Genomic DNA, 22,683 nt, shown 5'->3' with positions numbered 1-22,683 from the left:
GGCTGTTTAAAATGACCAGCTGCGCGCTTTGGCGATGATGAAGTCGCGGAAGACGTGCAGCTTGGCCTGGTTCTTCATTGCATCGGGATAGGCGAAATAGGTGTCGAAGGACGGCACCTCGGTCTCCGGCAAAAGCTGCACCAGATCCGATTCCTTGGAGATCACGTAGTCGGGCAGCATGGCGATGCCGGCGCCGCCCTGCACGGCGCGCTTGATCGACAAGATGTCGTTGATCTGCAGCGTCGGCACCCTTTGCCCACCGTCGAAATCGCCGATCGTTTCCAGCCAGTTCAGCTCCGACAGATGCGACGGCACCGGCACACCGAAAGTGACGATGCGATGGTTCTTCAGATCGGCGACCGAGGTCGGCTTGCCGTGCTTGCCGACATAGGACGGCGAGGCATAGAGGTGGAAATGCACAGTGAACAGGCGGCGCTGGATCAGGTCCGGCTGCTGCGGCTGGCGCAGACGGATCGCGCAATCCGCCTGGCGCATGGTGAGGTCGAGTTCCTCATTGGCGAGGATCAACTGCAGGCTGATTTCGGGATAGAGCTCGATGAACTCCTGCACCCGTTCGGTCAGCCAACCGGCGCCAAGCCCGACTGTCGTCGTCACCCTGAGCACGCCTGAGGGACGGTCCTTTGCCTCGGTCAGCTTCGACTTGATGGTCTCCAGCTTCATCAGCACGTCATGCGCCGTGCGGAACAGCATTTCGCCCTGCTCGGTCAGCACCAGGCCGCGGGCATGGCGATTGAACAGCGGCACCCCGACGTCATGCTCGAGCGCGCTGACCTGGCGTGAAATCGCCGATTGCGACAGGTGCAAAGTCTCGGCGGCATGGGTAAACGACCCAGCCTCCGCCGCTGCGTGAAACACGCGAAGCTTGTCCCAGTCCAACGCCATTGAATTCCCCTCGTTCTGTTCTTGGCGTCTGAATGAAAAATCAGGCTTTTGAACGGCTTGCGACGCCGTCTTGATAGATTTTATTCCGCCGCTTCGCGGTGCACCTCGATGCCGGCCAGGTATTTTTCCGCCTCGAGCGCGGCCATGCAGCCGAGCCCGGCGGCGGTCACCGCCTGACGGTAGATGTCGTCGGTTACGTCACCGGCGGCGAACACGCCGGGCACATCGGTGCGGGTCGAATTCGGCGCCGTCCACAGATAGCCGTTCGGCTTCTGCTTCAGCTTGCCGACAAACAATTCCACCGCCGGCGCATGGCCGATCGCCACGAACACGCCGTCCACCTGGAGATGGGTGACCTCGCCGGTCACCGCATTTCTGAGCTTCAGCCCTTCGACCGAAGGCGGCAGCGGCGTCTTGCCGGGCCGGCCGGTGATCTCGTCGACGATCGTGTCCCAGATGACTCGGACATTGTCCTTTTTCAACAGCCGCTCACGCAGGATGCGCTCGGCGCGGAAATCGTTGCGCCGGTGGATGACGGTCACGCTCTTCGCCAGATTGGAGAGATAGAGCGCCTCCTCCACCGCCGAATTGCCGCCGCCGATGACAGCGACATCCTTGCCGCGATAGAAAAAACCATCGCAGGTGGCGCAGGCCGACACGCCGAAGCCCATGAAGGTCTGTTCGGTGGGGATGCCCAGCCATTTCGCCTGCGCGCCGGTGGCAATGATCAGCGCGTCGGCCGTGTAGGTGGTGCCGGAATCGCCCGTGGCGCGGAACGGCCGCACATTGAGGTCAACCTCGGTGATGATGTCGTTGACGATGTCAGTGCCGACATGCTCGGCCTGCTTCAGCATCTGCTCCATCAGCCACGGGCCCTGGATCGGATCGGCGAAGCCCGGATAGTTTTCGACATCGGTGGTGATCATCAGCTGCCCGCCCTGCTGCAAGCCTGCTACGAGCATCGGCTTGAGCATGGCGCGCGCGGCGTAGACTGCGGCGGTATAGCCGGCCGGGCCGGAACCGATGATAAGGACAGGCGCGTGCTTGGTGGTCATCTAAAGCCTCTGCGGGGCAGACAATCGAGTGTGCCTTGGAAAACGACGTGAAATGTTGCTGGTAATGTAAGGGTTGCCAACCACACCAGCAAGACGATCAGGCCGTCGTCCCCGGAAAGCTTCGGCCTACAGGCTTATTCGCGCAATGGCCGCTTTCGTTACGGTTGCGAAATCGCCCGACCAAAGGGCTGGCATCGACACAAAAGTCGTTTAAGGACGAGAGCGCGAAAGATTCTTGCGCTAAGCCGAGACCGCCATGCCCCTGAAAGCCGACCTCGATGCCATCGACTGGAAGATTCTGCGCGAGCTTCAGGCCGACGGGCGCATGACCAATGTCGAACTGTCGAGCCGTGTCGGCATTTCCGCCCCGCCCTGCCTGCGCCGTGTCCGGCGGCTGGAGGAAACCGGCATCATCAGAGGCTATCGCGCCTTGCTCAACGCGCCGGCGCTCGGCATGGATGTCGTCGCCTTCTGCCTGATCGGCCTGCATCACCAAGCCGACGCGGAGCTCAAAGCTTTCGCCGAGCGCACTCGCGGCTGGCCGATCGTGCGCGACGCCTGGATGGTCTCGGGCGAATCCGACTTCCTGCTGCATTGCGTGGCGAGTGATCTCGGCACCTTCCAGACCTTCGTCATCGAAGAACTGGCTTCGGCGCCGAATGTCGACACGGTGCGCACCGCGCTGACCATCCGCCGCGTCAAGGACGAAGGGCTGGTGGCGTTCAGCGCCTGATAAGCGAGATTAACTTCGAAAAAGCATGTGCGACGCCGACCAAGACATACCCCAACAGACACACTGCTACCTCTCCGACAACTGGCAAAAGAATGAAGCCGTCCCCAGGGCCAGGGCTCTCACCAGGGGACATCTCCGGCAAAGCTAAAAAGGCTAGCAAAATAGGTGAGCAAGCAAGCCAGACGAATGTGATGACATGCGGCAACCATTTGAGACGGAAAATGTTTTTTGACGCGAGAACGCCGCGCCGATCACAATCATGTTGACGACGAATATGAGCCAGAAAGCGAATTCTGGCGCCGAAATCGTAGGGTATTCCGGGTCAGATTGCGTGAACATGAGCGGCCAAGGTTGAATATGCCATCCGGTTTCAGCTACGGAATCGGGAGTACTTTGACCCACCCTGCCAAGGGCAGGATCTGCTACCTGCGCTCCACCGTGAGAACAACAGGCAATCCCCAGGGCACATCTAGCGGTGCTTGAAGCAGTGAGACGTCGCCATCCGCGACCTGGGCTTCCCACTTGGCATAGTGTTTCAACCGGTAGTTCCCGGAGCGGACGCTGAGGCAGGCAACAGGCCCGCCATCGAGGTTTAGCGCCGTCTTGAGATCGAGGTCGGTCTGCAACAGGAAGTTTGCTAGCCGGTCCAGCGAGAAGAAAGCGTCCTTGGTCGAACCGACGATGATCCAGCCCTGACGATCTTCCGCGATAAAGGTGCGGTTGGCCAACCAGTTGCTCTTGGCGCGTACATTGTTGCGGCCGTCCTCACCGACAAGCAATGGATAGGAAACCATAGCGTTTTCGGCATTCTCCGTGACTGCGCGCCAGTCACGTGAATTGAGATCGACCACATGCGTGCCGGAGGCATTCACGAACCAGGCGCCGGCCTTCGCATCGTATTCATCCGGCCCGAGCCTCGCACCCATGCTGACAAAGGGCGTGTCGGCTTCGCCCTTCAGTCCGAAATAACTGCCATTGACGATCAGAACGGTGCCGCCTGTGCCTTGTGGATTGAGTGCCGCTTCCCACTGGTCGATGTCCTTGGCACCACTGGGCTCGTTACGGGCAACGAAACGGAATTTGGCTGGATCGAAACGGTTGAGATAGAGCCGGTCAATTTCACGGTCGCCCGCCATGACGGGGATTTCTCTGACCTGGAATCCAGGCTCGGTTTCATTCCATGAGCTGGCTCCAGCGGTCACATCAGGAATTTCCGATTTCAACGCAAGCTGCATGGCAGGCGAGAGACGCGCATCGTCGGGTGCAACGGCGATCCAGTAGCTTCCGCCGCGGCGAAGAAGTGCATTGAGCCCATACACGCCGTGTTTTTGCCAGACATACCCCACGGCTGAAAGCACAGCCAATATCAACAAGACAACGGCAACAGAGATTGCTTTCTTCAATGAATTCCCCTCGTTCTTCGATGGAATGACATCTGCAAATTTCTTGCTTGAATGATGTCTGATCTCTGCAGTTTTTCCGCAAAAGAGCGTGGTGCTTTCCTGGGGAATAGCGTCAAAGCAAAGAAATGGATCGGCTCGCCGTTTCTGCGAAACGGTGAAACGCTCAAGCTAACCCATTGAGATTGCGGCGCAACAGATCCGGAAAGCTAAATCAGTCTCGATCCGAGCGACTCGACAGCCCTCAAAAGCCGTTCCAGATCATCGGGGTTGCGCAGCGGCAGAACCTCGAAGCCCGGCTCATTACTTCCCTCGCCATCCACCAGCCAGCCGCGCGGCAGGCCGGCACGTTGTCCGGCCTGCATATCCGCGGGATTGTCGCCGACGATCAGCGAGCGTTTGAGATTGAGGCCGAGGCGCTGCTGGGCCTCGAGCAGCATGCCCGGATTGGGCTTGCGCATCGGGTGGTCGGCGACCGCCAGTGAACCGCTGCCCGCCTCGTGGTAGGCGCAGGCCAGAACCATGTCGACCAAGGCATCGCCGGCGGCAAGCAGCTCGAGAACCCGGCTGTTGACCGCGGCAAATTCCTTCCAGCCGAAATATCCGCGCGCAATGCCGGATTGATTGGTGACGATCACCACTGGGATGTTGCCCCGGTTGGCGGCGGCGATGACCGGCACGATGCCGTCGCGCAGCACGATTTTGGCGGGATCGTCGGGATAACCCGTATCGACATTGATGGTGCCGTCGCGGTCGAAGAACAGCGCCGGCGTCCCAGCGAGAAAGGACTGCAAACCCACCCGCTCGACCCACAGGCCGGGTTCAGCCAGCGGGTATGGACCGTAGGCCCCGGTGTCAGCCATTTGACAGACGGTTTTCCACCACCTCGCAGAGATAGTGGTAGAGGCAGAGATGTCCCTGCTGGATGATCGGCGTCGAGGTCGAGGGCACGTTGAGCAGGATGTCGGTGAGCGGCTTGAGTTTGCCGCCGCCGTCGCCGGTGAGGCTGACCACCGTCATGCCCATCATGCGCGCCTGTTCGGCGGCAGCCAGAATGCTCGGCGAATTGCCGCTGGTCGAGATCGCCAGAAGCACGCCGCCGGGCGCGCCATGCGCCTCGACCTGGCGCGAAAACACGGTGTCGAAGCCATAATCATTGCCCCAGGCGGTCAGCATGCCCGCGTTGGCCGGCAGCGCGATCACATTGTAGGCCTTGCGCTCCTTAAGGAAGCGGCCGACCAGTTCGGTGGCGATATGAATAGCGTCGCTGGCCGAGCCGCCATTGCCGCAGACCAGCAGCGCCTTGCCCGACGAAAGCGCGGCGACGACGGCGCTCACTGCGCGTTCCATCTCGGCGGTCAGGTCGCGCTCGACTGTCGCGGTGATGGCGGCCGCCGAGCGGACCAGATAGTCATTCAGTCCGGACATAAATCCCTCAGTTGGTACCGCCGCCGGCGCGCAATTTGCCGATCGTGCCGGTGGTGCTCTTGCCGGCGACAAGGTCGACCAGGACGACGCGCCCGCCCGCCTTCTGCACCACATCGGCGCCGACAACGGTTTCGACGGTATAGTCGGCGCCCTTGACCAGAATGTCGGGCAGCAGCGCCTCGATCAGCGCCAGCGGCGTATCCTCTTCGAACACCACGACCGCATCGACCGAGGCCAGGGCGGCGAGCACGCAGGCACGATCATGCTGATCGTTGACCGGGCGCCCGGCGCCTTTCAGCCGACGCACCGAGGCATCGCTGTTGAGGCCGAGCACCAGCCGGTCGCACTGGCTGCGCGCCGCGTGGAGAAGACTGACATGGCCGGCATGCAATATGTCGAAGCAGCCATTGGTGAAGCCGACGCTCAGGCCCTCGTCCTTCCACGCCGCCACCATGCGCGCGGCCGATGCGGCATCTAGGATGGCGTCCTTGTGGGCGGTGGGGCCGTGCGAGCGGAACAGCGCGCCGGTTAGTTCCTCCACGGTCAGCCGCGCGGTGCCGCGTTTGCCCACCACCACACCGCCGGCGGCATTGGCGATGGAGGCGGCCATGACGCGATCGGCGCCCGCGGCCAGAGCCAGCGCGAAGCTCGCGATGACCGTATCGCCGGCGCCCGAAACGTCGAACACTTCGCGCGCCTGGGTGGCGATGTGGCGCGCCTCATCCGCGCCGACGACGCTCATGCCCTTTTCGCTGCGGGTGGCGACGACGAAGTCGAAGCCATGTGCCGAAATCAGCTGGCGTGCCGCCGCGACGATCTCGTCGTCGGCGAAAACCGGGCGACCGACAGCTTCGCCAAGCTCCTTGCGGTTGGGCGTGATGGCGGTCGCGCCGGCATAGCGCGCATAGTCGCGGCCCTTGGGATCGACCAGCACCGGTTTTCCCGCCTCGCGGCAGATGGCGATCAGGTCGGCGGCGACGCCGTCGAGCAAGATGCCCTTGCCATAGTCGGACAGAATGACGATGTCGGCGCGCGTGAGTGCGGCGCGAAAATGCCGGACCAGGTCCGCCCGTTCCTTGTCGTCGAGCGGCTTGATCTCTTCCTCATCGAAGCGCAGCACCTGCTGATTGAGCGCGCTGAAGCGGCTCTTCGACGACGTCATGCGACCGCGCTCCTGCGCCATATCAGCCGTATCGGCGCCGAGTTCGCGCAGCATGCGCACCAGATTGTCGCCGGCCACATCGGTGCCGATCACCGATATGGGAATAGCGCTGGCACCCAGCGAGACGATGTTGGCGACAACGTTGCCTGCGCCGCCCATCGTCGAGGTCTCGCCGCGCCCGTGCAGCACCGGGATCGGCGCTTCCGGCGAGATGCGCTCGATGACGCCGTTGACGAAACGGTCGAGGATGAAGTCGCCGACCACCAGCACGGCAACGTCGCCAAAGCGGGCAATGGCGCGGTGCAAAGGTTCGGGCGAAGGCGGATTGTGCTTGATCATGTCACTGGCAATGCGAGGGAAAGGCCGACCTCAATCACGCTGAAAATTGTCAATTTACGGGCCGGATCGTTCATGGCGAAGCCGATATGCCGCAAATCCGCGCAGCGCAACGTCAGGGCGGCCGTCAGCTCTTCTGCAGCGCGACGTGGACGCCCAGTCCGACCAGCACCGCCCCGCCCGCCCGCTGCATGATCCGCTGCGCACGGCTGGAGCGCTTCAGCCGGGCGATCACCATGCCTGCCAGCAACACGCAGACAATATCTGCCGAAGAGAACATTAAATTGACGATGGTGCCCAGCACGACGAATTGCAGCCACACCGGGAACCCCGCCGAGGCATCGATGAACTGTGGCAGGAACGCCATGAAGAAGATCGCCGTCTTCGGATTGAGCACTTCGACGGTGATGCTCTCGAAAAATGCGCGGCGCGCCGATTTGCGCTCGATCGCCGGCAGCGCCCTGTCACCGTCCCCGCGCTTGCGGAACAAGGACACGCCAAGCCAGATCAGATAGAGCGCGCCGATGAGCTTGACCGCCATGTAGAGCGGCGGCACCGCATGGAAGAGCACCGACAGCCCGGCGGCAGCCGCAAAGACATGGAAATAACCGCCAAGATGGATGCCAAGTGCCGCCGTCAGCCCCGACCAGCGCCCGCGCGCCATGGTCTGCGCGGCGGCATAGAGCATGGCCGGTCCTGGAATATAGGCAAAGATCGCCGTGGTGGCGAAAAACGCAATGAGCAGTTCGGTCGACGGCATTTTTTGTCCCCTAGTTGCGGGCCTCGAATAAAGCGGGCCGCTTCGCGGTCTCACTATGGCGTCGTGGTGCTTCATCGACAGTACGCTTGGCCTCCCTTATAAGGACCGGAATCGCAAGCAACCAGAGGCATTCATGATCATCGTCACGGGCGGGGCCGGCATGATCGGCTCCAACATCGTCGCCGCACTCAATGCCGAAGGCCATGATGACATCCTCGTCGTCGACGACCTCACCGACGGCCACAAGATCGCCAACCTGGCCGATCTGCAGATAGCCGACTATCTCGACAAGGACGAATTCTTGGCCACCTTGGAAGCCGGCGACCTAGGCCGCGTCGAGGCCGTCTTCCACCAGGGCGCCTGCTCGACCACCACGGAATGGAACGGCAAGTTCATGATGGACGTGAACTACGCCTTCTCAAAGCGGTTGCTGCATGGCTGTCTTTCGCTGCGCATACCGTTCCTCTATGCCTCCTCGGCTTCCGTCTACGGCGGCGGTTCGGAGTTTCGCGAGGACCCCGCACTTGAGCGGCCGCTCAACGTCTACGCCTATTCGAAGAAACTATTCGACGACTATGTCAGGCGCACCGTGTTCGACACCGATCATTCGCAGGTCGCCGGCCTGCGCTACTTCAACGTCTATGGCCCGCGCGAGGCGCACAAGGGCGCCATGGCCTCGGTCGCCTTCCATCTGTTCAATCAGGTCGGGCGCGGCGAAAACCCAAAGCTGTTCGGCGCCTATGACGGCTTCGGCCCCGGCGAACAAAGCCGCGACTTCATTCATGTCGGCGATGTCGCCGACGTCAATCTGTGGCTGTGGAAGCGCGGCTCGAGCGGCATCTTCAACTGCGGCACCGGCCGCGCCCAGCCGTTCCGCGCCATTGCCGAGACCGTGATCGATACGCTGGGCAAGGGCGAGATCGAGTTCATTGAATTCCCCGATCACCTCAAGGGCAGCTACCAGAGTTTTACCCAGGCTGATATGTCCCGTTTGCGTGCAGCCGGCTATAACGGGCAATTCCGCACAGTGGAAACCGGCGTCAGAGACTATGTCGAATGGCTGAAAGCCCAACGATCCTCGTGATCGGCCCACGCTGGGTGGGCGATATGGTCATGGCGCAGTGCCTGTTTTCAGCGCTGAAGGACGTCCATCCCAACGCCGCCATCGACGTGCTGGCCCCGGCCTGGGCGGCCCCGCTGGTCAAGCGCATGCCCGAGATTCGCCAGCAGATCGATTTCCCGCTGCAACCCGGCGCGCTCGAATTCATCATTCGCCGCCGCTTCGGCCGCCTGCTGCGCGGCCGCTACGACATGGCCTACGTCCTGCCGGGCAGTTGGAAATCGGCGCTGATCCCGTTCTTTGCCCGCATTCCGCGCCGTTTCGGCAATCTCCGGGAAATGCGCTACGGCCTGCTGACCGACATCGTGCCGCTGCCCGATGCCGTCAAACGGCGCACCGCGCAGGCCTATTTCGGTCTTGCCCAGGGTGGCCATTTCCGGGCGCCGCACCTGACCGTCGATGGCGGCAATCAGAAAGAGTTGCTCGCCCGCTTCGACCTGCAGCCGGGAAAATTCGTCGCCATGATGCCCGGCGCCGAATTCGGTCCGGCCAAACGCTGGCCTAGCGAAAGCTATGCCGGCCTCGCCGGAGAGATGATGGCGAAAGGATTCGAGGTCGCGTTGTTCGGCTCGAAGAACGATCGCGACGTCACCGCCGAGATCGCAGCACTCGCGCCCGGTGTCGTCGATCTGGCAGGAAAGACGCGGCTGGAGGACGCCATCGACCTGATCGCCGCGGCCAGGCTGGCGGTGTCCAACGACAGCGGGCTGATGCATGTCGCGGCCGCCGTCGGCACACCGGTCGTTGCCGTCTACGGTTCGACCTCGCCGGAAAACACGCCGCCGTTGGCTGAACAGCGCGAACTGATCTGGTTGCATCTGTCCTGTTCGCCCTGCCACCGGAAGATCTGCCCGCTCGGCCACCTCAACTGCCTGAAGACGCTGGACGTTGCCCAAGTGGCAGCGGCGGCGGACAGGTTGCTGGAACTCCCGGCCGCCGCATGAAGGTTTTGATCGTCAAGACCTCCTCGATGGGCGACGTCACCCACACCTTCCCCGCCGTCGAAGATGCACGCCGCAAGCGCCCCGATATCGCCTTCGACTGGTGCGTCGAAGAAGCCTTTGCCGCCATCGTCGCGCTGCATCCGGCGATAGCAAAGATCCATACCGTCGCCATCCGGCGCTGGCGCAAGCATCTGTTCAACGCCCGCACATGGCGGGAGGCGACAAGCTTGCGCCGCGCTCTGCAAGCAGGCGAGTACGACCTCGTCATCGATGCGCAGGGGCTGCTGAAATCGGCCCTGGTGGCGAAACAGGCAGCGGCACCAATCGCAGGTTTCGACCGCGCGAGCGCGCGGGAGCCCTCGGCAACGTTGTTTTACCAGCGCAAATACGCCGTGCCGCGCAACCTGCACGCCATCGAACGCACGCGCCGGCTGTTCGGGCTGGCGCTCGGCTACGAGCCCGACCTTTCGACCCTGGCATCCGGGATTGTGCCGCCTCCGGGCCACCTGGCCGGCATCGACGGCAAGACGGCCTTCCTGCTGCACGGCACCAGCCGCGAAGACAAGAAATGGCCCGCCGAAGACTGGATCGAAACCGCTCGCCTGCTGGTTGGTACCGGAATGACGCCGGTCACCACCTGGTCGAACGAGCGTGAGAAGGCGGTCGCCGAGGCAATCGCGAAAGCCGTGCCGTCAACGATCGTGGTGCCGAGATCGCCGCTGGCAGACATTGCCGCGATCCTTGGCCGCTCGACGCTGGTTATCGGCGCCGACACCGGTCTGACCCACCTCGCCAGCGCCTTCGGCCTGCCGACGGTCGCGGTGTTCCTGGCGACCGAGCCGGGTTTGACCGGCCCGCGCGGGCAATATGCCTCAACGCTGCTGGCCGCATCGGGGGAGCACCTAACGCCGGCGAAGGTGGTGGCGGAAGCTGAGAAGCAGCTGGCGCTCAAATCACGAGCACCAGCCTAGAGCCTTTCAGAAGGATCTGAGGTGCTAGATGAACTGCACCTGGACGATCTCGTAACCCCTGGCGCCGCCAGGGGCGTTGACCTCGATGGCGTCGCCGACTTCCTTGCCGATCAGCGCGCGCGCGATCGGCGAGGAGATCGAAATACGGCCCGATTTCACATCCGCTTCCTGGTCGCCGACAATCTGGTAGGTCTTCTTTTCCTCGGTGTCCTCGTCGACCAGCACCACCGTGGCGCCGAACTTGACCTTGTCGCCGCTAAGCTTGGTGACGTCGATCACCTCGGCCCGAGCAATATAGTCTTCCAGTTCGTTGACACGGCCCTCATTGAGGCTCTGCGCCTCTTTGGCGGCATGATATTCGGCATTTTCGGACAGGTCGCCATGCGAGCGCGCTTCGGAGATCGCCTCGATGATGCGCGGCCGCTCCTCCTGCTGGCGCCAACGCAGCTCTTCCTTCAATGACGCGAACCCCTCGCCTGTCATCGGGACCTTGTTCATGATGCCTGACCTTTCCTGCCGCCACCCCCGCATTTCGGGGAAAGCCTTGTCGATGGGTATAAAAAGAAAACGGGTCCGGCAGCCTCGGGCTAACGGAACCGTTTCACCGCAATTTTCCCCAATATAGCGATCCTCGCGCGTTTTTCACGCTCAAAAAGCAGGCTTTTTGAAAAATCATGAGCCGACTTGCGCAATTGCCGTCACGGCATGTGCAGCGTGTTGCAGTTGCGACAACAAAAACCGGCTGCGATTGCTCGCAGCCGGCCCAGAGAAGCCGTTGGGGTGGGGTCAGCTTCTCATGAAATGGTAGATCTGTTCGGCCAGCATGCCGTATTCGCGCGAATCCTTGCCCGTCCGCTTCTCGATCTCGGCCAGTTGCGCCTGAGCGCCGGCCAGATCGCCGATCTGCAGATGGGCCTCGCCGAGATATTCGCGCACCAGCGTGTAGTCCGGGTTGATGCGGAGCGCTTCCTCGTAATAGCCGAGGCCGACGGTGACACGGCCGGAATGGCGATGCGAATAGCCGAGATAGTTGAGGATGCGCGGATCCTGCTTGTTGGCGGCAAGGCTGAGCACGGCGATTGCCTCATCATAACGCCCGGCCATGGCCAGGTCGTGACCAGCATCATAGATGTTGTCGTCGTCCAGCATGCCGTACTTCGGCGCGACGCATTTCTGCTTTTTCTTGTCCCAGACCTGCCCCTTCTTGCACTGGGTGGTGGTCTCGGTACCACCGCCACCGCCGCCGGCCGCAAACACCGGAACCGCAAAGAACTGCAGCGCGACAACCGCCGCAGCCGCCTGGATCAACACTCTTTTATGCATCGAAGCCTCCTTGAGGGGATAATGACAAGCTTGAGGGAAAATGACGATAATGAAAAGCTAACGCCGGGATGCAGACTTTTCATCCCGGAAACCCGCAGCCGCCGAAACTATTTGTGCGCCATGCCTAACTTGAATTCGGTCAAAGGCGGGAGCCAAGGATCAGAACATGACGTGACGCGCGCTGCAAATCCGCTATCATTCGGGAAATGATCAGCGGGGGTGCCGAGTGCAACAGCGCCGTGAGCGGGAATGGGAGCTATCGATCGGCCCGGACACCGTGCGCCTGTTCATTCTCAAGGCAAAGGGACTGAGTGCTGCCGTCAACGAAGACTATGCCGACGGTGCCGAGCATGAGGTCGAGCTCGATGGTGAATCACATGCCAATCACCACCATGACGGTCTGGCGGAGGAAAGCGCGGAAGACCTCACCGAGGAAGAGCTGCGCGAGCTGATCAACGACCTCAACGTTGACGAAGCGGCCGAGTTGATCGCGCTGGCCTGGGTCGGCCGCGGCGACTATGACGCTGCGGAATGGTCCGATGCGGTTGCCGCCGCGCGCGACCGCGCCAACAAGCGCACGGCGAAATACCTGCTCGGCATGCCGCTTTTGGCCGACTGGCTGGAAGAAGGGCTGGAAGCGATTGGCGCGTAACGGCGTGGTTGCCGTTCGTGATGGGCCGCAGGCAACCTCCGGGCGCTCGCGCCGTTGAGGACGATGGGGTCTGTTGTACTTTCCCGAACATGCAGGGTTGCACTGGTCATGGTCGTCACGGCTCTGCTGCTGACGCCCCTGCTGACGCAAGCCGACGCCAAACAGCGCAAGAAGCATTACACGCCGCTGTCACAGCGGTTGGAGCAGCTGTTTTCACCGCGGGTCGACTCGCATCCTAAGCCGCGCAGCAAGCACCGCCAGAAGCCCAGTCCAAAGCGGCACATCACGCCAAAGCAGGTGGAACAAAAGACCCCGGATAAAAAGCCCTCGCCCGCCGATGTTCCGGTGCAGCCCTCGCGCGTTGTCCCGCTGCCCGAGGCGCGTCCTTCAGAGGCGCCGAAGACCGGCGCAGCACCGATCGAAAAGCAAAAGGCCGAAGGTCCGAACCCTCTTGGCGCGCCCAACCGGTCCAATGACGATCGATTCAACGAAGAAAAGTCCGGTTTTAAAAAGCAGGCGCGGCCCGGACCGTCAGCTCCGAAGCCGTCGACCGATAGGCAAAGCGAGCCCGAGCCGCCGGCCGCGGCGCCGATTCCGACACAAAAGCCAGACACTTCGGAACCTGAAGCTCAGCCGCCGGCCGTTGCTCCGCAACCACCTGAAAAACCCGATGCCGGCGACAAGAAGATGCTGCCCGATGCGCGCTCGGCCGATTTGCCCGATGCAAAAATGCCGGCGGCGGAAGTCGCCTGTCGCGAGCGGCTGACGGCCCTTGGTGTCGAATTCGAGGAGCATAAGGCGGAAAGCAATCCCGACATCGGCTGCTCGATCCCCTATCCCCTGGTGCTGAAGTCGCTCGGAAAATCCATCGCCATCGGCCCCGCGACCGAACTCAACTGCCCGATGGCCGAGGCTGCAGCCCGCTTTGCCGCCGAAATCATACAGCCGGCGGCGAAAGCCGAGTTCGGAGCCGACCTGAAATCGATCAACCAGGCATCGGCCTTTGTCTGCCGGCCGCGCAACGGCACGCGCCATCTGTCGGAACATGCCTTCGGCAACGCGCTCGATATTGCCAGCTTCACGTTGTCAGATGGCAGAAAGGTCGAAGTCGGTCCAACGCCGCCCGAGAAGGACGGCAAATTCCTCAATGCGGTGCGCAAGGCCGCCTGCGGACCGTTCAAGACCGTGCTTGGACCGGGCGCGGACCCGGACCATTCCCTGCATTTCCATCTCGATCTCGAACCGCGCCGGAATGGTGGCACTTTCTGCCAGTGATGGCCCTTCAGTGATCGTCATGCCGGTGATGGTCTGGCTGCCGCATTTCGGCCGCAGGCATGAACGGGGACGCTGAGTTTTCCTTTACCCTTGATCGTTAAAATCCCACCGATCAAGGACAGGATTCCGCCCATGGCCCCAATATTTCGCGCCGCGAAGGCAAAAAGCGCAGCGATACTGGCCGCCGGTCTTGCGCTGGCCGCCGTTTCGGCTTGCAACACTGGCAGCGTGCTGTCGCTGCAGCCGGCCGTCGATGTCGGCTCGCAGACCGCGGCCGTGCCGCAATATGAAGGCATGCAGAAGCTCGTCCCGTCCAATCCGTATATGACTGCCGCCTATCCGCGCATGGACGAGCCGATGTCGGAGTCGGAGCCGCAGCAGATGCCGGCCAGCGAAACCGATTGCCGTGGCGAGCTGAAGCGCCTTCGCGTCGTCTACACCGATGTCCAGCCGATCCATGAGGGACAGTGCGGCATAGACTGGCCGGTCAAGGTATCCGCCATCGGCGGCATCCAGATGAAGCCCGCCGCAACATTGACCTGCGACATGGCCGCAAGTTTCGCCGCCTGGACCAGCAACGAACTGGTTCCCTCCGCCCGCTGGCGCTATTTCTCGGGCGTCAAGACCATCCACCAGGGCTCGAGCTATTCCTGCCGCAACATCGCCGGCGAAGGTGTCCTGTCCGAGCACGGCAAGGGCAACGCCCTCGACGTCATGAGCATCGAGCTCAACAACGGCGACGACATCGACGTGCGCAAGCCCGGCCTGTTTGCCTTCCGCACCCGCGGCTTCCTCAACAATGTGCGCGCCGACGGCTGCCAGTATTTCACCACCGTGCTCGGTCCCGGCTACAATTACGATCACCGCAACCATTTCCATTTCGACATCAAGAACCGCAAAAGCGGCTACCGCGCCTGCCGCTAAGGCGTTTCACCGTTCAGAAATGAGTCGGGATTGGCGTTCCTGGTGGAAGCGATGATTTGCTGGGCCACCAGATCCTGGATGCGCCAAAGGTTCCTGTCGCGGATACCGCTTTCTTCCAACTTGCTGACGGTTCGGAACAGGTATTGAGCCGACGAGCCCCAATGCCCGGCAGCCCGCGCCAGCGTGTCGGCAACCTGCTCCAATGGCAGCCGGCCGGCATAGGCCCTGCCGTCTGGCGCGGCGACGAAAGCCAAGGCCCGCAACGGCCCATCCTTGGTCTTGACCTTGATCCAGCATGGCACGTTAGTCGGCGGATTGGCATCGATCTCGCGGCGCATCAACTGGCCAAGTTGCCCGACATGGTCTTCCGAGGGCAGCCGATAGACGATGCCGTTGCAGCTGCCGCCTCGATCGAGCGCCAGCATCAGCGCCGGCAAATCACGGGTTCCGCGCCAACGGGTCAGCGTCAGGCAGAACGAGCGGTGCCATCCTGGCGCCGTGGCCGGGCGCTGCTCGACATGGGCAAATTCGGGGTTCCAGATCAGCGACCCGTAGGCAAAGACCCATAGCGCTTCAGGCCGATGCTCCGACAGAAGTTGCTCGACAAGACTATCGAACTCCGCGTCTGTATGCTCGGTTGTTCCGGGCTCGGGACCCGGATCCGGTTCGACACGCTCGACCCTTGCGACAAGGTCCGCGGTCAATGCCATCGAGCTGCGACCCACCGGCTTCTTATCCATTGCTGCTCACCCCCCGCAAAAACGATGGCCGACGATAGAACGGCTGCTCGCCGCTGGCCATTGATTTCCAGGGTCCGTCAGGCACAGATACCGCACGGATCGAGCCGCTTTCATGAGCCGACGAAGCCTGCAACGACGCGCATTGACCTGGCTCGCCGCTCTTCTGGCGGTCTGGCTGGCCCTCGCCTATGTCGCTGCGCCGGAATTCTGGACGGTTCGCGACCGCGGCTTTCGCACGCAGACTTTCGAGATGGTGACACACACGCCGCAAGGCATTCCGGGCGACCCGATCAATATCGGCCTTGTCGGTACCGAAAAAGAGATGGTCCATGCCTTCGCCATGGCCGGATGGGATACGGCCGATGGCGTGACGCTAAAGACCGCGATCGAAATCGGTGAGAGCGTGCTGTTCGACCATCCCTATCCTGACGCCCCGGTCAGCCGGCTGCTGTTCGAAGGCCGCGCCCAGGATCTCGCCTTCGAAAAGCCGGTCGGCGGCAGCGCCGACCGGCGCCATCATGTCCGCTTCTAGCGCAGCGATGCGACCGGCGACGACGGCCGAACGCTCTGGATGGGCTCGGCCAGCTTCGACCGCGGGCGTTGGTCTCAGCCACGATACCGGCGCCATCACCCACCATATCGCCCCTGACATCGACGCCGAGCGCGATCTCGTGATCCACGACCTGTCGGCGGCCGGCATGGTGATCTCGNCGTGTGCTCTTCCGATCTCGGCAAGGCTGTTGTCGGGGTGCTCAGGCAATTCCCCTGAACCACTGTCATTTTCCAAAAATCATCGCGGACTATTTTCCTGCGGCCCGCCGCAATGCTATTGAGCCCTGATGCTATACGTCGAAATCGCCACCGTGGTCGTCCTCATCTGTGTGAACGGCCTTCTGTCGATGTCCGAGCTCGCCATCGTGTCGTCGCGCCCGGCGCGGCTCAAGGCGATGATCGACCGCGGCGTCAATGGCGCCGGGCGTGCGCTGACGCTCGGCTCCAATCCCGGCAAATTCCTGTCGTCAGTGCAGATCGGCATCACTCTGGTCGGCGTGCTGTCGGGCGCCTTCTCCGGCGCCACGCTGGGCGACAGGCTGTCGGTGTACCTGGCCACGACCGGCATGCGCGAAAACATCGCCGACCCGCTCGGCGTCGGGATCGTCGTCGCCATCATCACCTATTTCTCGCTGATCGTCGGCGAGCTGGTGCCCAAGCAGATCGCGCTGCGCGATCCCGAGCGTGTTGCCGCCCGCGCGGCGCCTGCGATGACCATCCTAGCCACCGTCTCCGCGCCGCTGGTGTTCCTGCTCGACATTTCCGGCCGCGCCATATTGTGGCTGCTTGGCCAGCGCGGCGAGAGCGAGGAGAAGGTCACCGACGAAGAGATCAAGATGCTGGTCGCCGAGGCCGAGCACCACGGCACCATCGAATCCGACGAGCGGCGCATGATCGCCGGCGTCATGCGGCTCGGCGATCGCGCCGTGCGCGCCGTGATGACGCCGCGCACCGAGGTCGACTGGATCAATTTGCAGTCCGATGAGGGTGCCATCCGCAAGCTCTTGATGGAGACCCAGCATTCGCGCCTGCCGGCCGGCGATGGCGGCGTCGACGTCATGGTTGGCGTTGTTCAGACGCGCGACGTGCTGGCCGCCCTGCTCGCCGGCCGCGCACTCGATCCGCGCAAGCATGTGCGCGCCGCCCCCATCGTCTACGATCAGGCCGACGCGCTGGATGTGCTGCAGAAGCTGAAGGAATCCGACGTGCCGATGGCGCTGGTGCATGACGAATACGGCCATTTCGAAGGGATCGTCACGCCTGCCGACATTCTCGAGGCCATCACCGGCGTCTTCCGCGCCGACCTTGATGCCGGCGACGAGGAAAACGCCGTCAAGCGCGAGGACGGCTCATGGCTGCTCGCGGGATACATGCAAGCCGACGAGATGGCTGACGTTCTCGGTATCGACCTGCCGGAAAACCGCGACTACGAGACCGTCGCCGGTTATGTGCTGTCGCACATGCACCATCTGCCGGCGACCGGCGAATGCGTCGACGCGCAAGGCTGGCGTTTCGAGGTCGTCGACCTCGATGGCCGCCGTATCGACAAGCTGATCGCCACCCGGCTGCCCAGCGGCCATCGCGAAGTGGTGCGTTGACACTCTGCCGTCAAAGCGAATAGCGCCCTCAGACCGCGGCTTCGATCGGTTCGGCAAGCTTCGGATTGGAGCGCGAGGCGATCAGGCAACTGGCCACGATCAGGGCCGCTCCAGCCAGCGTGGTCCAGGTCGCCGCCTCGTCGAAGAACAGCCAGCCAAACACGATCGCCCAGATGAAGGCAGAATACTCCGTCGGGATCAGATATTGCGCTTCGGCCCGCGCGTAGGACCAGCTCATCAGGAACTGCCCGGAGAGCGACAGCGCCGTCACCCCGGCCAGCGGAAGCCAGAGATTGCCCGGCAGGGCAACCGCGAGCCAGGGAGCGGCGGGGAGAAGGACGGCGGCAACGCACAGGTTCTGGAACAGCATGATCTCGACTGGTTTGGCTACCAGCGCCTGCCGCCGCGAGAGGATCAGATTGTAGGCGTAGAACACCGTCGATGCGAGCACCGCCACCGTGCCAAGCAGGGCATCCCCGGTATAGTTCCCTTGCCCGAACTGTCCGGCCATGATGATGACGACGCCGGCGATGCCCGCCAGCGACGCCCAGATCGCCTGGCGCTGTATGCGTTCGCCCAAAAGCAGCGCCGCCAGCAGGAGAGCGAACAGCGGCGCGACGAAACTAAGCCCGATCCCATCCGCTAGCGGCAATCTGGCAAGGCCCCAGAAGAACGACAGCAGAACGATGCCCACGATCACGGCGCGCAGCGCGTGTAGCCGCAGCACGGAAGGCGTGGGAAGGGAACGCGGCCCCGCCGCCCAGGCCGTGCCCGCGACCACGCTCGCAAGCATGCTTCGCCACAGCACCGTGTTGTAGACACCGACGGCGATCACCAGGATTTTCATCGCCGCATCCATGGCGGACAGAAGGAAGATCGCAAGTGCACAGACCAGCACCGGGGTCATGGGGGAAACGACGCCTGACAGGCTGGGTGACTTCACGGGGCATGCTCATGTGATGGATCGCAGCCGGATATATCAGGGGAGGACGGCCAGGCCAGATGGCAGGGCCGTGCATATGGCGGTCCAACCGATCTTCGCAGCCCCTCGATTTGAATTCGGTGCGTCGGCAGCGCCTTTCGCTATCGGCCCCAGCCTGCCCTCACCCATGATTGATCCGCTGGAAGAATGGCAAAAGCAGCCAAAGCCTCTATATCGATTGTCATGGATGCATCGAACGAACACGCGCTAAACGACGAGCTTCTCCAAGATATCCAGCGCCTGTCCTTCGAGTATTTTCTAAACGAGGCCAACCCTGCCAACGGCCTGGTCGCCGACCGCAACACGCAGGCGTCGCCTGCCAGCATAGCCGCCGTCGGGCTCGCTTTGTCGTCCTATCCCGTCGGTGTCGAGCGTGGTTTCATGACGCGCGATGCCGCAATCGAGCGGACGCTCGCCACGCTTCGCTTCTTCTGGAACGCCCCGCACGGGCCGGAGCCCGATGCCACCGGCTACAGGGGTTTCTACTATCATTTCCTCGACATGAAGACCGGCCGCCGCGTCTGGAATTGCGAACTGTCCACGATCGATACCGCCCTTTTGCTTGCCGGTGTTCTGGCCGCCGGCGCTTATTTCGACGAGGACGATGAGCTCGAACTGGAAATCCGCCAGCTTGCCGATGCGCTCTACCGCCGTGCCGACTGGCGCTGGGCGCAGAACGGCGGCGCCACCGTCACCCATGGCTGGCGGCCTGGAAAAGGCTTTCTCCGCTACCGCTGGGAAGGATTTGACGAGGCGCTGATCCTGTACGTCCTGGGTCTCGGTTCGCCGACCCACTCGCTAACTCCCGAGAGCTACGCGGCCTGGCTGTCCACTTACAAATGGAAGACCATCTACGGCCGCGAGATGGTCTATGCCGGCCCGCTTTTCATCCACCAGTTCTCGCATATCTGGATCGATTTTCGCGACATCCGCGATGCCTTCATGCGCGATCACGACCTGGACTATTTCGAAAACAGCCGCCAGGCGACGTATCTGCAGCGCGATTACGCAATCCGCAATCCGAGGGGGTTCGCGGGCTATGGCGAGAATTGCTGGGGCGTCACCGCCAGCGACGGCCCAGGTCCGATCGCGCGGCGAGCCGATGGACGCCGCTTCTTCGGTTATCTCGCCCGCGGCGCACCGTTTGGCCCCGATGACGGCACGCTGTCGCCATTGGCGGCAATCGCCTCCTTGCCTTTTGCGCCGGAAATCGTGCTGCCGGCGCTGCGCCATTTCCACGAGATGGACCTGCGCGACGGCAACTCTTACGGCTTCACCGCGAGCTTCAACCCGACGATCGCTGCCGACGACGGCCGCGCCTGCGGTTGGGTATCGCCGGACCATGTCGGCATCAACCAGGGGCCGATCGCCCTGATGATCGAGAACTACCGGTCCGACTTCCTGTGGCGATTGATGCGCCGCGTGCCGGCCATCACCACAGGACTGCGCCGGGCCGGGTTTTCCGGCGGTTGGCTGTGACAGGCGGCGATCCTTCGCGCGGGATCGTCAAGGCATCAGCGCGACCTTGCCGGTCCGACTCCACCATCCGGCCAAGGGAGCCGAGAGCGCCTCTTCACGTGAATGAAAAAGGGCGGCGCAAACGCCGCCCTTTGGAAAAATCATCGATCCTTGGGAGGATAAGGCTCAGGCCGCCTGGGCTTCGCCGGCAATCGCGTCGGCCTGACGCGCTGCCTTGAGCACGCGGGCCCACCAGGCAACATCGTTGACCAGCGCCGTGGCAGCCTGGTTCAGATGCTCGATCTCCTCGAGCTTCTTCTCGCCCTGGCGCACCGCCAGGAAATCGCTCCAGGCAATGTGAACGGCGGATTTGACCGGCGCCATCTGCAATTCGACCGCGGCAAGACGCAAATGTTCGACAGCGCGCGAGCCGCCGACGCTGCCATAGCCGACGAAACCGGCCGGCTTCTTGTTCCATTCATTGGCGGCGTAATCGATGGCGTTCTTCAGCACGGCCGTCGGGCCATGATTGTATTCGGCGGCGGTGAAGATGAAGCCGTCGAATTCGGCGACCTTCTTTTGCCAGCGCTGGGCAACTTCGTTCTGCGACGGCGCCCAGGCGGACGAGGCGACCTCGTCGAAAAAGGGCAGCGGCCAGTCGCGCAGGTCGACGGTCTCGACGTCGATGTCGGCATGAGATTTCGCGATCTTGGCGATCCACTGGGCGGGCACATCGGCGAAACGCGCGGCGCGTGTCGAACCGACGACGATGGCGATTTTGGGCTTGGACATGGGGCTCTCCATATATGCAAAAGCTGGTATCGTTTGGATACCGGCGCTATATGAGATACTGACAAATGGCAGCGCAAGGAGGCACCGTTATGTTACTGAGGCACCCGCACAACACCGAAGACTGCCGCGCCGTCTCGGAAATCCTGCAGCGCGTCGGCGACAAATGGACCGTTCTGGTCGTCGGCAAGCTGGGCGGCGGACCGCTGCGTTTCAATGAGTTGCGCGCCGCTGTCGGCGGCATTTCGCAGAAGATGCTGACCACCACCTTGCGCGGTCTTGAGCGCGACGGCTTCGTCACCCGAACCGTGTTCCCGACCATCCCGCCACGCGTCGACTATGAGCTGACGGAGCTCGGCCATGAGCTGCTGGTGCCGGTCGGCGCGCTCGGCGAATGGGCGCGGAAAAACACCTCGCGGGTCCAGGCGGCGCGTGAAAAATTCGATGGCGTGCACGCCTGAAAACCGTTGCCCAGCAATAGTTTACGGATTTTGCCGTCGACGACCCGTACCCGGGTTTAACTGGATCCGCCCTTGCATCGTTGGTCACGCCATCGACATAGCTGCAGCGTTTCGTTCGCCGGCGCATCATCATTTTGAGGCTGACGAGGTCTTCCGCTGACGGGCCCTCAGGCCTTTGACGCAGGGTTGCTGCAACACACTGCGCCGCACGTCTCTACCCTTGCAGACCGCTGGGCAGTCCGCTCGTTGCCAACGGTCCGGTCTTGCGTGCAGGCAACGCTTGGAAGCTCTTTCCTGATCTCGGTATAAGCGGTCGTGCCAAGCAGGCAGATCACCGCGACGAGGGCCGCCACGAGCCAGCCGTTCAGCATGTGTTGACGCATTGTCTTCCCTCCGCCGCCCGCAGAATCGGATGTGAAGGCAACCATTGGATGTCGCGCAGCGCATCGCCCGCGCGGGGGATGTTACATAAGCGCAAGCTTGGCAGAATCGACGATGTCAACTTTCGGTTGGAATCGGCTTCGGCTTGCCGTCGCTATCCAGCGCCACCATGACGAAATCGGCGTGGGTGACCTTCTCCATCAGGTCGGAGAGGTAGCGTTGCGCCCAGGCCTCGACCTTGAGCGTCATGGAGGTGCGGCCGACGCGCTCGACATGGGTGTAGATGCACAGCGTGTCGCCGATCTTCATCGCCTTGGCGAAGGACATTTCCTTGACAGCCGCCGTCACCACGCGACCCTTGGCCCGCTCGGCCGCACGGATGCCGCAGGCAAGATCCATCTGCGCCATCACCCAACCGCCAAAGATGTCGCCGGCCGCATTTGCATCGGCCGGCATGGCGAGCGTACGCAAGGTCAGATCGCCGATCGGCCGTCCGTCCGCGTAATGCACCATCTGCCGGATCCCCTGAAACGATTGCCCTCGATCCCCTAGCGTCATGGACCCAAGAGGTCAACGCGACGGGCGAGGCTCCCGGCGCAATGTCGGTTCCATGGCAGCTTTTCCGGCCAGGCGTCTCACGGTCGCATTTTTCACAACGCATGCCGGAAGGCACCGCGACTTCGGAAGCCTGCCGCGGATAGGCTGCAGCCAGTTTTGCGGAGCCGCCAACACCAAT

General features: G+C 62.6%; 23 protein-coding genes and 1 pseudogene. 11 read left to right on the top strand and 13 right to left on the bottom strand.

Going from position 1 to position 22,683, the window contains the following annotated elements; all coding sequences use genetic code 11:
- Positions 1-6 precede the first annotated feature (6 nt).
- Together X771_RS141210 and trxB are read right to left on the bottom strand one after the other, a co-directional pair.
- Entirely contained in the window at positions 7-903 is an 897-nt protein-coding gene (locus X771_RS141210) for a LysR family transcriptional regulator (RefSeq protein ID WP_023671970.1), read from the bottom strand.
- A gap of 80 nt (positions 904-983) precedes the next feature.
- Positions 984-1,958, bottom strand: coding sequence for a thioredoxin-disulfide reductase (gene trxB, locus X771_RS141215; protein WP_023689720.1), 975 nt, complete (start codon positions 1,956-1,958; stop codon positions 984-986).
- A gap of 256 nt (positions 1,959-2,214) precedes the next feature.
- Here trxB and X771_RS141220 point away from each other — a divergent pair, with 256 nt between their 5' ends.
- Complete coding sequence (locus X771_RS141220; RefSeq protein ID WP_023689719.1) at positions 2,215-2,691, top strand: Lrp/AsnC family transcriptional regulator; 477 nt, start codon at positions 2,215-2,217, stop codon at positions 2,689-2,691.
- A gap of 422 nt (positions 2,692-3,113) precedes the next feature.
- Here the strand turns inward: X771_RS141220 and X771_RS141225 are convergent, their stop codons facing one another.
- The 5 genes from X771_RS141225 to X771_RS141245 all read right to left on the bottom strand — a co-directional run bounded on the left by X771_RS141225 (position 3,114) and on the right by X771_RS141245 (position 7,777).
- Positions 3,114-4,094, bottom strand: coding sequence for a phosphodiester glycosidase family protein (locus tag X771_RS141225; RefSeq protein ID WP_245260033.1), 981 nt, complete (start codon positions 4,092-4,094; stop codon positions 3,114-3,116).
- A gap of 206 nt (positions 4,095-4,300) precedes the next feature.
- Entirely contained in the window at positions 4,301-4,954 is a 654-nt protein-coding gene (locus tag X771_RS141230; protein ID WP_023689718.1) for an HAD family hydrolase, read from the bottom strand.
- Positions 4,947-5,519 (bottom strand): SIS domain-containing protein, encoded by a 573-nt coding sequence (locus tag X771_RS141235; RefSeq protein ID WP_023689717.1) that lies wholly within the window; start codon positions 5,517-5,519, stop codon positions 4,947-4,949. Before X771_RS141235 ends, X771_RS141230 begins: the two co-directional genes overlap by 8 nt.
- A 7-nt stretch (positions 5,520-5,526) precedes the next feature.
- Positions 5,527-7,020 (bottom strand): D-glycero-beta-D-manno-heptose-7-phosphate kinase, encoded by a 1,494-nt coding sequence (rfaE1, locus tag X771_RS141240; protein ID WP_023671976.1) that lies wholly within the window; start codon positions 7,018-7,020, stop codon positions 5,527-5,529.
- Positions 7,021-7,144: 124 nt separating this feature from the next.
- On the bottom strand, positions 7,145-7,777 hold the full coding sequence (locus tag X771_RS141245; RefSeq protein ID WP_023689716.1) for a LysE family translocator: 633 nt from the start codon (positions 7,775-7,777) through the stop codon (positions 7,145-7,147).
- A gap of 133 nt (positions 7,778-7,910) precedes the next feature.
- Here X771_RS141245 and rfaD point away from each other — a divergent pair, with 133 nt between their 5' ends.
- Genes rfaD through waaC form a run of 3 tightly spaced genes read left to right on the top strand, consistent with a single transcriptional unit; the run spans position 7,911 to position 10,812 of the window.
- A complete protein-coding gene (gene rfaD / locus X771_RS141250; RefSeq protein WP_023689715.1) occupies positions 7,911-8,861 on the top strand; it encodes an ADP-glyceromanno-heptose 6-epimerase in 951 nt (316 codons plus the stop codon).
- Positions 8,834-9,841 (top strand): lipopolysaccharide heptosyltransferase II, encoded by a 1,008-nt coding sequence (gene waaF, locus X771_RS141255; protein ID WP_023689714.1) that lies wholly within the window; start codon positions 8,834-8,836, stop codon positions 9,839-9,841. The genes rfaD and waaF overlap by 28 nt, the downstream gene beginning before the upstream one ends.
- Positions 9,838-10,812, top strand: a complete 975-nt coding sequence (gene waaC, locus X771_RS141260; RefSeq protein ID WP_023689713.1) for a lipopolysaccharide heptosyltransferase I — start codon at positions 9,838-9,840, stop codon at positions 10,810-10,812. Before waaF ends, waaC begins: the two co-directional genes overlap by 4 nt.
- A gap of 24 nt (positions 10,813-10,836) precedes the next feature.
- On the opposite strand, the gene greA is transcribed toward waaC, so the two are convergent.
- Both greA and X771_RS141270 read right to left on the bottom strand, forming a co-directional pair.
- Positions 10,837-11,310 (bottom strand): transcription elongation factor GreA, encoded by a 474-nt coding sequence (gene greA, locus X771_RS141265; protein ID WP_023671981.1) that lies wholly within the window; start codon positions 11,308-11,310, stop codon positions 10,837-10,839.
- Positions 11,311-11,598: 288 nt separating this feature from the next.
- The gene (locus X771_RS141270; protein ID WP_023689712.1) at positions 11,599-12,135 is read right to left on the bottom strand and encodes a tetratricopeptide repeat protein; all 537 of its coding nucleotides are present in this window, start codon (positions 12,133-12,135) and stop codon (positions 11,599-11,601) included.
- Positions 12,136-12,361: 226 nt separating this feature from the next.
- On the opposite strand from X771_RS141270, the gene X771_RS141275 reads away from it, so the two are divergent.
- From X771_RS141275 to X771_RS141285, 3 genes are all read left to right on the top strand, one after another.
- On the top strand, positions 12,362-12,787 hold the full coding sequence (locus tag X771_RS141275; RefSeq protein ID WP_023683751.1) for a DUF3775 domain-containing protein: 426 nt from the start codon (positions 12,362-12,364) through the stop codon (positions 12,785-12,787).
- A gap of 198 nt (positions 12,788-12,985) precedes the next feature.
- A complete protein-coding gene (locus X771_RS141280; protein WP_023689711.1) occupies positions 12,986-14,062 on the top strand; it encodes an extensin family protein in 1,077 nt (358 codons plus the stop codon).
- A 132-nt stretch (positions 14,063-14,194) separates the two neighbouring features.
- Positions 14,195-14,986, top strand: coding sequence for an extensin family protein (locus X771_RS141285; RefSeq protein WP_023689710.1), 792 nt, complete (start codon positions 14,195-14,197; stop codon positions 14,984-14,986).
- On the opposite strand, the gene X771_RS141290 is transcribed toward X771_RS141285, so the two are convergent.
- On the bottom strand, positions 14,983-15,696 hold the full coding sequence (locus X771_RS141290; RefSeq protein WP_245262751.1) for a gamma-glutamylcyclotransferase: 714 nt from the start codon (positions 15,694-15,696) through the stop codon (positions 14,983-14,985). The genes X771_RS141285 and X771_RS141290 overlap by 4 nt on opposite strands.
- Positions 15,697-15,838: 142 nt before the next feature.
- On the opposite strand from X771_RS141290, the pseudogene X771_RS01000000165385 reads away from it, so the two are divergent.
- Both X771_RS01000000165385 and X771_RS141295 read left to right on the top strand, forming a co-directional pair.
- Positions 15,839-16,436 (top strand): annotated as a pseudogene (locus X771_RS01000000165385) (LssY C-terminal domain-containing protein); the annotation flags it as partial.
- A gap of 129 nt (positions 16,437-16,565) precedes the next feature.
- Positions 16,566-17,876 carry a hemolysin family protein gene (locus tag X771_RS141295; RefSeq protein ID WP_023689708.1) on the top strand — a complete coding sequence of 437 codons (1,311 nt, stop codon included), beginning with the start codon at positions 16,566-16,568 and terminating at the stop codon, positions 17,874-17,876.
- A 28-nt stretch (positions 17,877-17,904) separates the two neighbouring features.
- Here X771_RS141295 and X771_RS141300 read toward each other — a convergent pair whose 3' ends face one another.
- Positions 17,905-18,783 (bottom strand): DMT family transporter, encoded by an 879-nt coding sequence (locus X771_RS141300; protein WP_023701605.1) that lies wholly within the window; start codon positions 18,781-18,783, stop codon positions 17,905-17,907.
- A 258-nt stretch (positions 18,784-19,041) separates the two neighbouring features.
- On the opposite strand from X771_RS141300, the gene X771_RS141305 reads away from it, so the two are divergent.
- Positions 19,042-20,337, top strand: a complete 1,296-nt coding sequence (locus tag X771_RS141305) for a glucoamylase family protein (protein WP_023689706.1) — start codon at positions 19,042-19,044, stop codon at positions 20,335-20,337.
- 165 nt (positions 20,338-20,502) lie between these two features.
- On the opposite strand, the gene X771_RS141310 is transcribed toward X771_RS141305, so the two are convergent.
- Positions 20,503-21,108 carry an NADPH-dependent FMN reductase gene (locus tag X771_RS141310; RefSeq protein WP_023671992.1) on the bottom strand — a complete coding sequence of 202 codons (606 nt, stop codon included), beginning with the start codon at positions 21,106-21,108 and terminating at the stop codon, positions 20,503-20,505.
- An 89-nt stretch (positions 21,109-21,197) separates the two neighbouring features.
- On the opposite strand from X771_RS141310, the gene X771_RS141315 reads away from it, so the two are divergent.
- Complete coding sequence (locus tag X771_RS141315; protein ID WP_023689705.1) at positions 21,198-21,566, top strand: helix-turn-helix domain-containing protein; 369 nt, start codon at positions 21,198-21,200, stop codon at positions 21,564-21,566.
- Positions 21,567-22,064: 498 nt separating this feature from the next.
- Here X771_RS141315 and X771_RS141325 read toward each other — a convergent pair whose 3' ends face one another.
- Entirely contained in the window at positions 22,065-22,460 is a 396-nt protein-coding gene (locus X771_RS141325) for an acyl-CoA thioesterase (RefSeq protein ID WP_023671995.1), read from the bottom strand.
- Positions 22,461-22,683: the final 223 nt, after the last annotated feature.

This window comes from Mesorhizobium sp. LSJC269B00 (genome assembly GCF_000502815.1).
Classification (GTDB): domain Bacteria; phylum Pseudomonadota; class Alphaproteobacteria; order Rhizobiales; family Rhizobiaceae; genus Mesorhizobium.
Note: the sequence above shows the minus strand (reverse complement) of the source record. Positions and strands in the feature narration are given on the sequence as shown.

Excerpts from the sequence above, each read along its gene's own strand:
- waaC (WP_023689713.1), top strand. The coding sequence starts at position 9,838 with ATGAAGGTTTTGATCGTCAAGACCTCCTCGATGGGCGACGTCACCCAC.
- X771_RS141300 (WP_023701605.1), bottom strand. The coding sequence starts at position 18,783 with ATGACCCCGGTGCTGGTCTGTGCACTTGCGATCTTCCTTCTGTCCGCC.
- X771_RS141325 (WP_023671995.1), bottom strand. The coding sequence starts at position 22,460 with ATGGTGCATTACGCGGACGGACGGCCGATCGGCGATCTGACCTTGCGT.
- X771_RS141220 (WP_023689719.1), top strand. The coding sequence starts at position 2,215 with ATGCCCCTGAAAGCCGACCTCGATGCCATCGACTGGAAGATTCTGCGC.
- X771_RS141230 (WP_023689718.1), bottom strand. The coding sequence starts at position 4,954 with ATGGCTGACACCGGGGCCTACGGTCCATACCCGCTGGCTGAACCCGGC.
- X771_RS141235 (WP_023689717.1), bottom strand. The coding sequence starts at position 5,519 with ATGTCCGGACTGAATGACTATCTGGTCCGCTCGGCGGCCGCCATCACC.
- X771_RS141270 (WP_023689712.1), bottom strand. The coding sequence starts at position 12,135 with ATGCATAAAAGAGTGTTGATCCAGGCGGCTGCGGCGGTTGTCGCGCTG.
- X771_RS141310 (WP_023671992.1), bottom strand. The coding sequence starts at position 21,108 with ATGTCCAAGCCCAAAATCGCCATCGTCGTCGGTTCGACACGCGCCGCG.
- X771_RS141245 (WP_023689716.1), bottom strand. The coding sequence starts at position 7,777 with ATGCCGTCGACCGAACTGCTCATTGCGTTTTTCGCCACCACGGCGATC.
- X771_RS141295 (WP_023689708.1), top strand. The coding sequence starts at position 16,566 with ATGCTATACGTCGAAATCGCCACCGTGGTCGTCCTCATCTGTGTGAAC.
- greA (WP_023671981.1), bottom strand. The coding sequence starts at position 11,310 with ATGAACAAGGTCCCGATGACAGGCGAGGGGTTCGCGTCATTGAAGGAA.
- rfaD (WP_023689715.1), top strand. The coding sequence starts at position 7,911 with ATGATCATCGTCACGGGCGGGGCCGGCATGATCGGCTCCAACATCGTC.
- X771_RS141285 (WP_023689710.1), top strand. The coding sequence starts at position 14,195 with ATGGCCCCAATATTTCGCGCCGCGAAGGCAAAAAGCGCAGCGATACTG.
- X771_RS141210 (WP_023671970.1), bottom strand. The coding sequence starts at position 903 with ATGGCGTTGGACTGGGACAAGCTTCGCGTGTTTCACGCAGCGGCGGAG.
- X771_RS141315 (WP_023689705.1), top strand. The coding sequence starts at position 21,198 with ATGTTACTGAGGCACCCGCACAACACCGAAGACTGCCGCGCCGTCTCG.
- X771_RS141305 (WP_023689706.1), top strand. The coding sequence starts at position 19,042 with ATGGATGCATCGAACGAACACGCGCTAAACGACGAGCTTCTCCAAGAT.
- rfaE1 (WP_023671976.1), bottom strand. The coding sequence starts at position 7,020 with ATGATCAAGCACAATCCGCCTTCGCCCGAACCTTTGCACCGCGCCATT.
- trxB (WP_023689720.1), bottom strand. The coding sequence starts at position 1,958 with ATGACCACCAAGCACGCGCCTGTCCTTATCATCGGTTCCGGCCCGGCC.
- X771_RS141290 (WP_245262751.1), bottom strand. The coding sequence starts at position 15,696 with ATGGCATTGACCGCGGACCTTGTCGCAAGGGTCGAGCGTGTCGAACCG.
- waaF (WP_023689714.1), top strand. The coding sequence starts at position 8,834 with ATGGCTGAAAGCCCAACGATCCTCGTGATCGGCCCACGCTGGGTGGGC.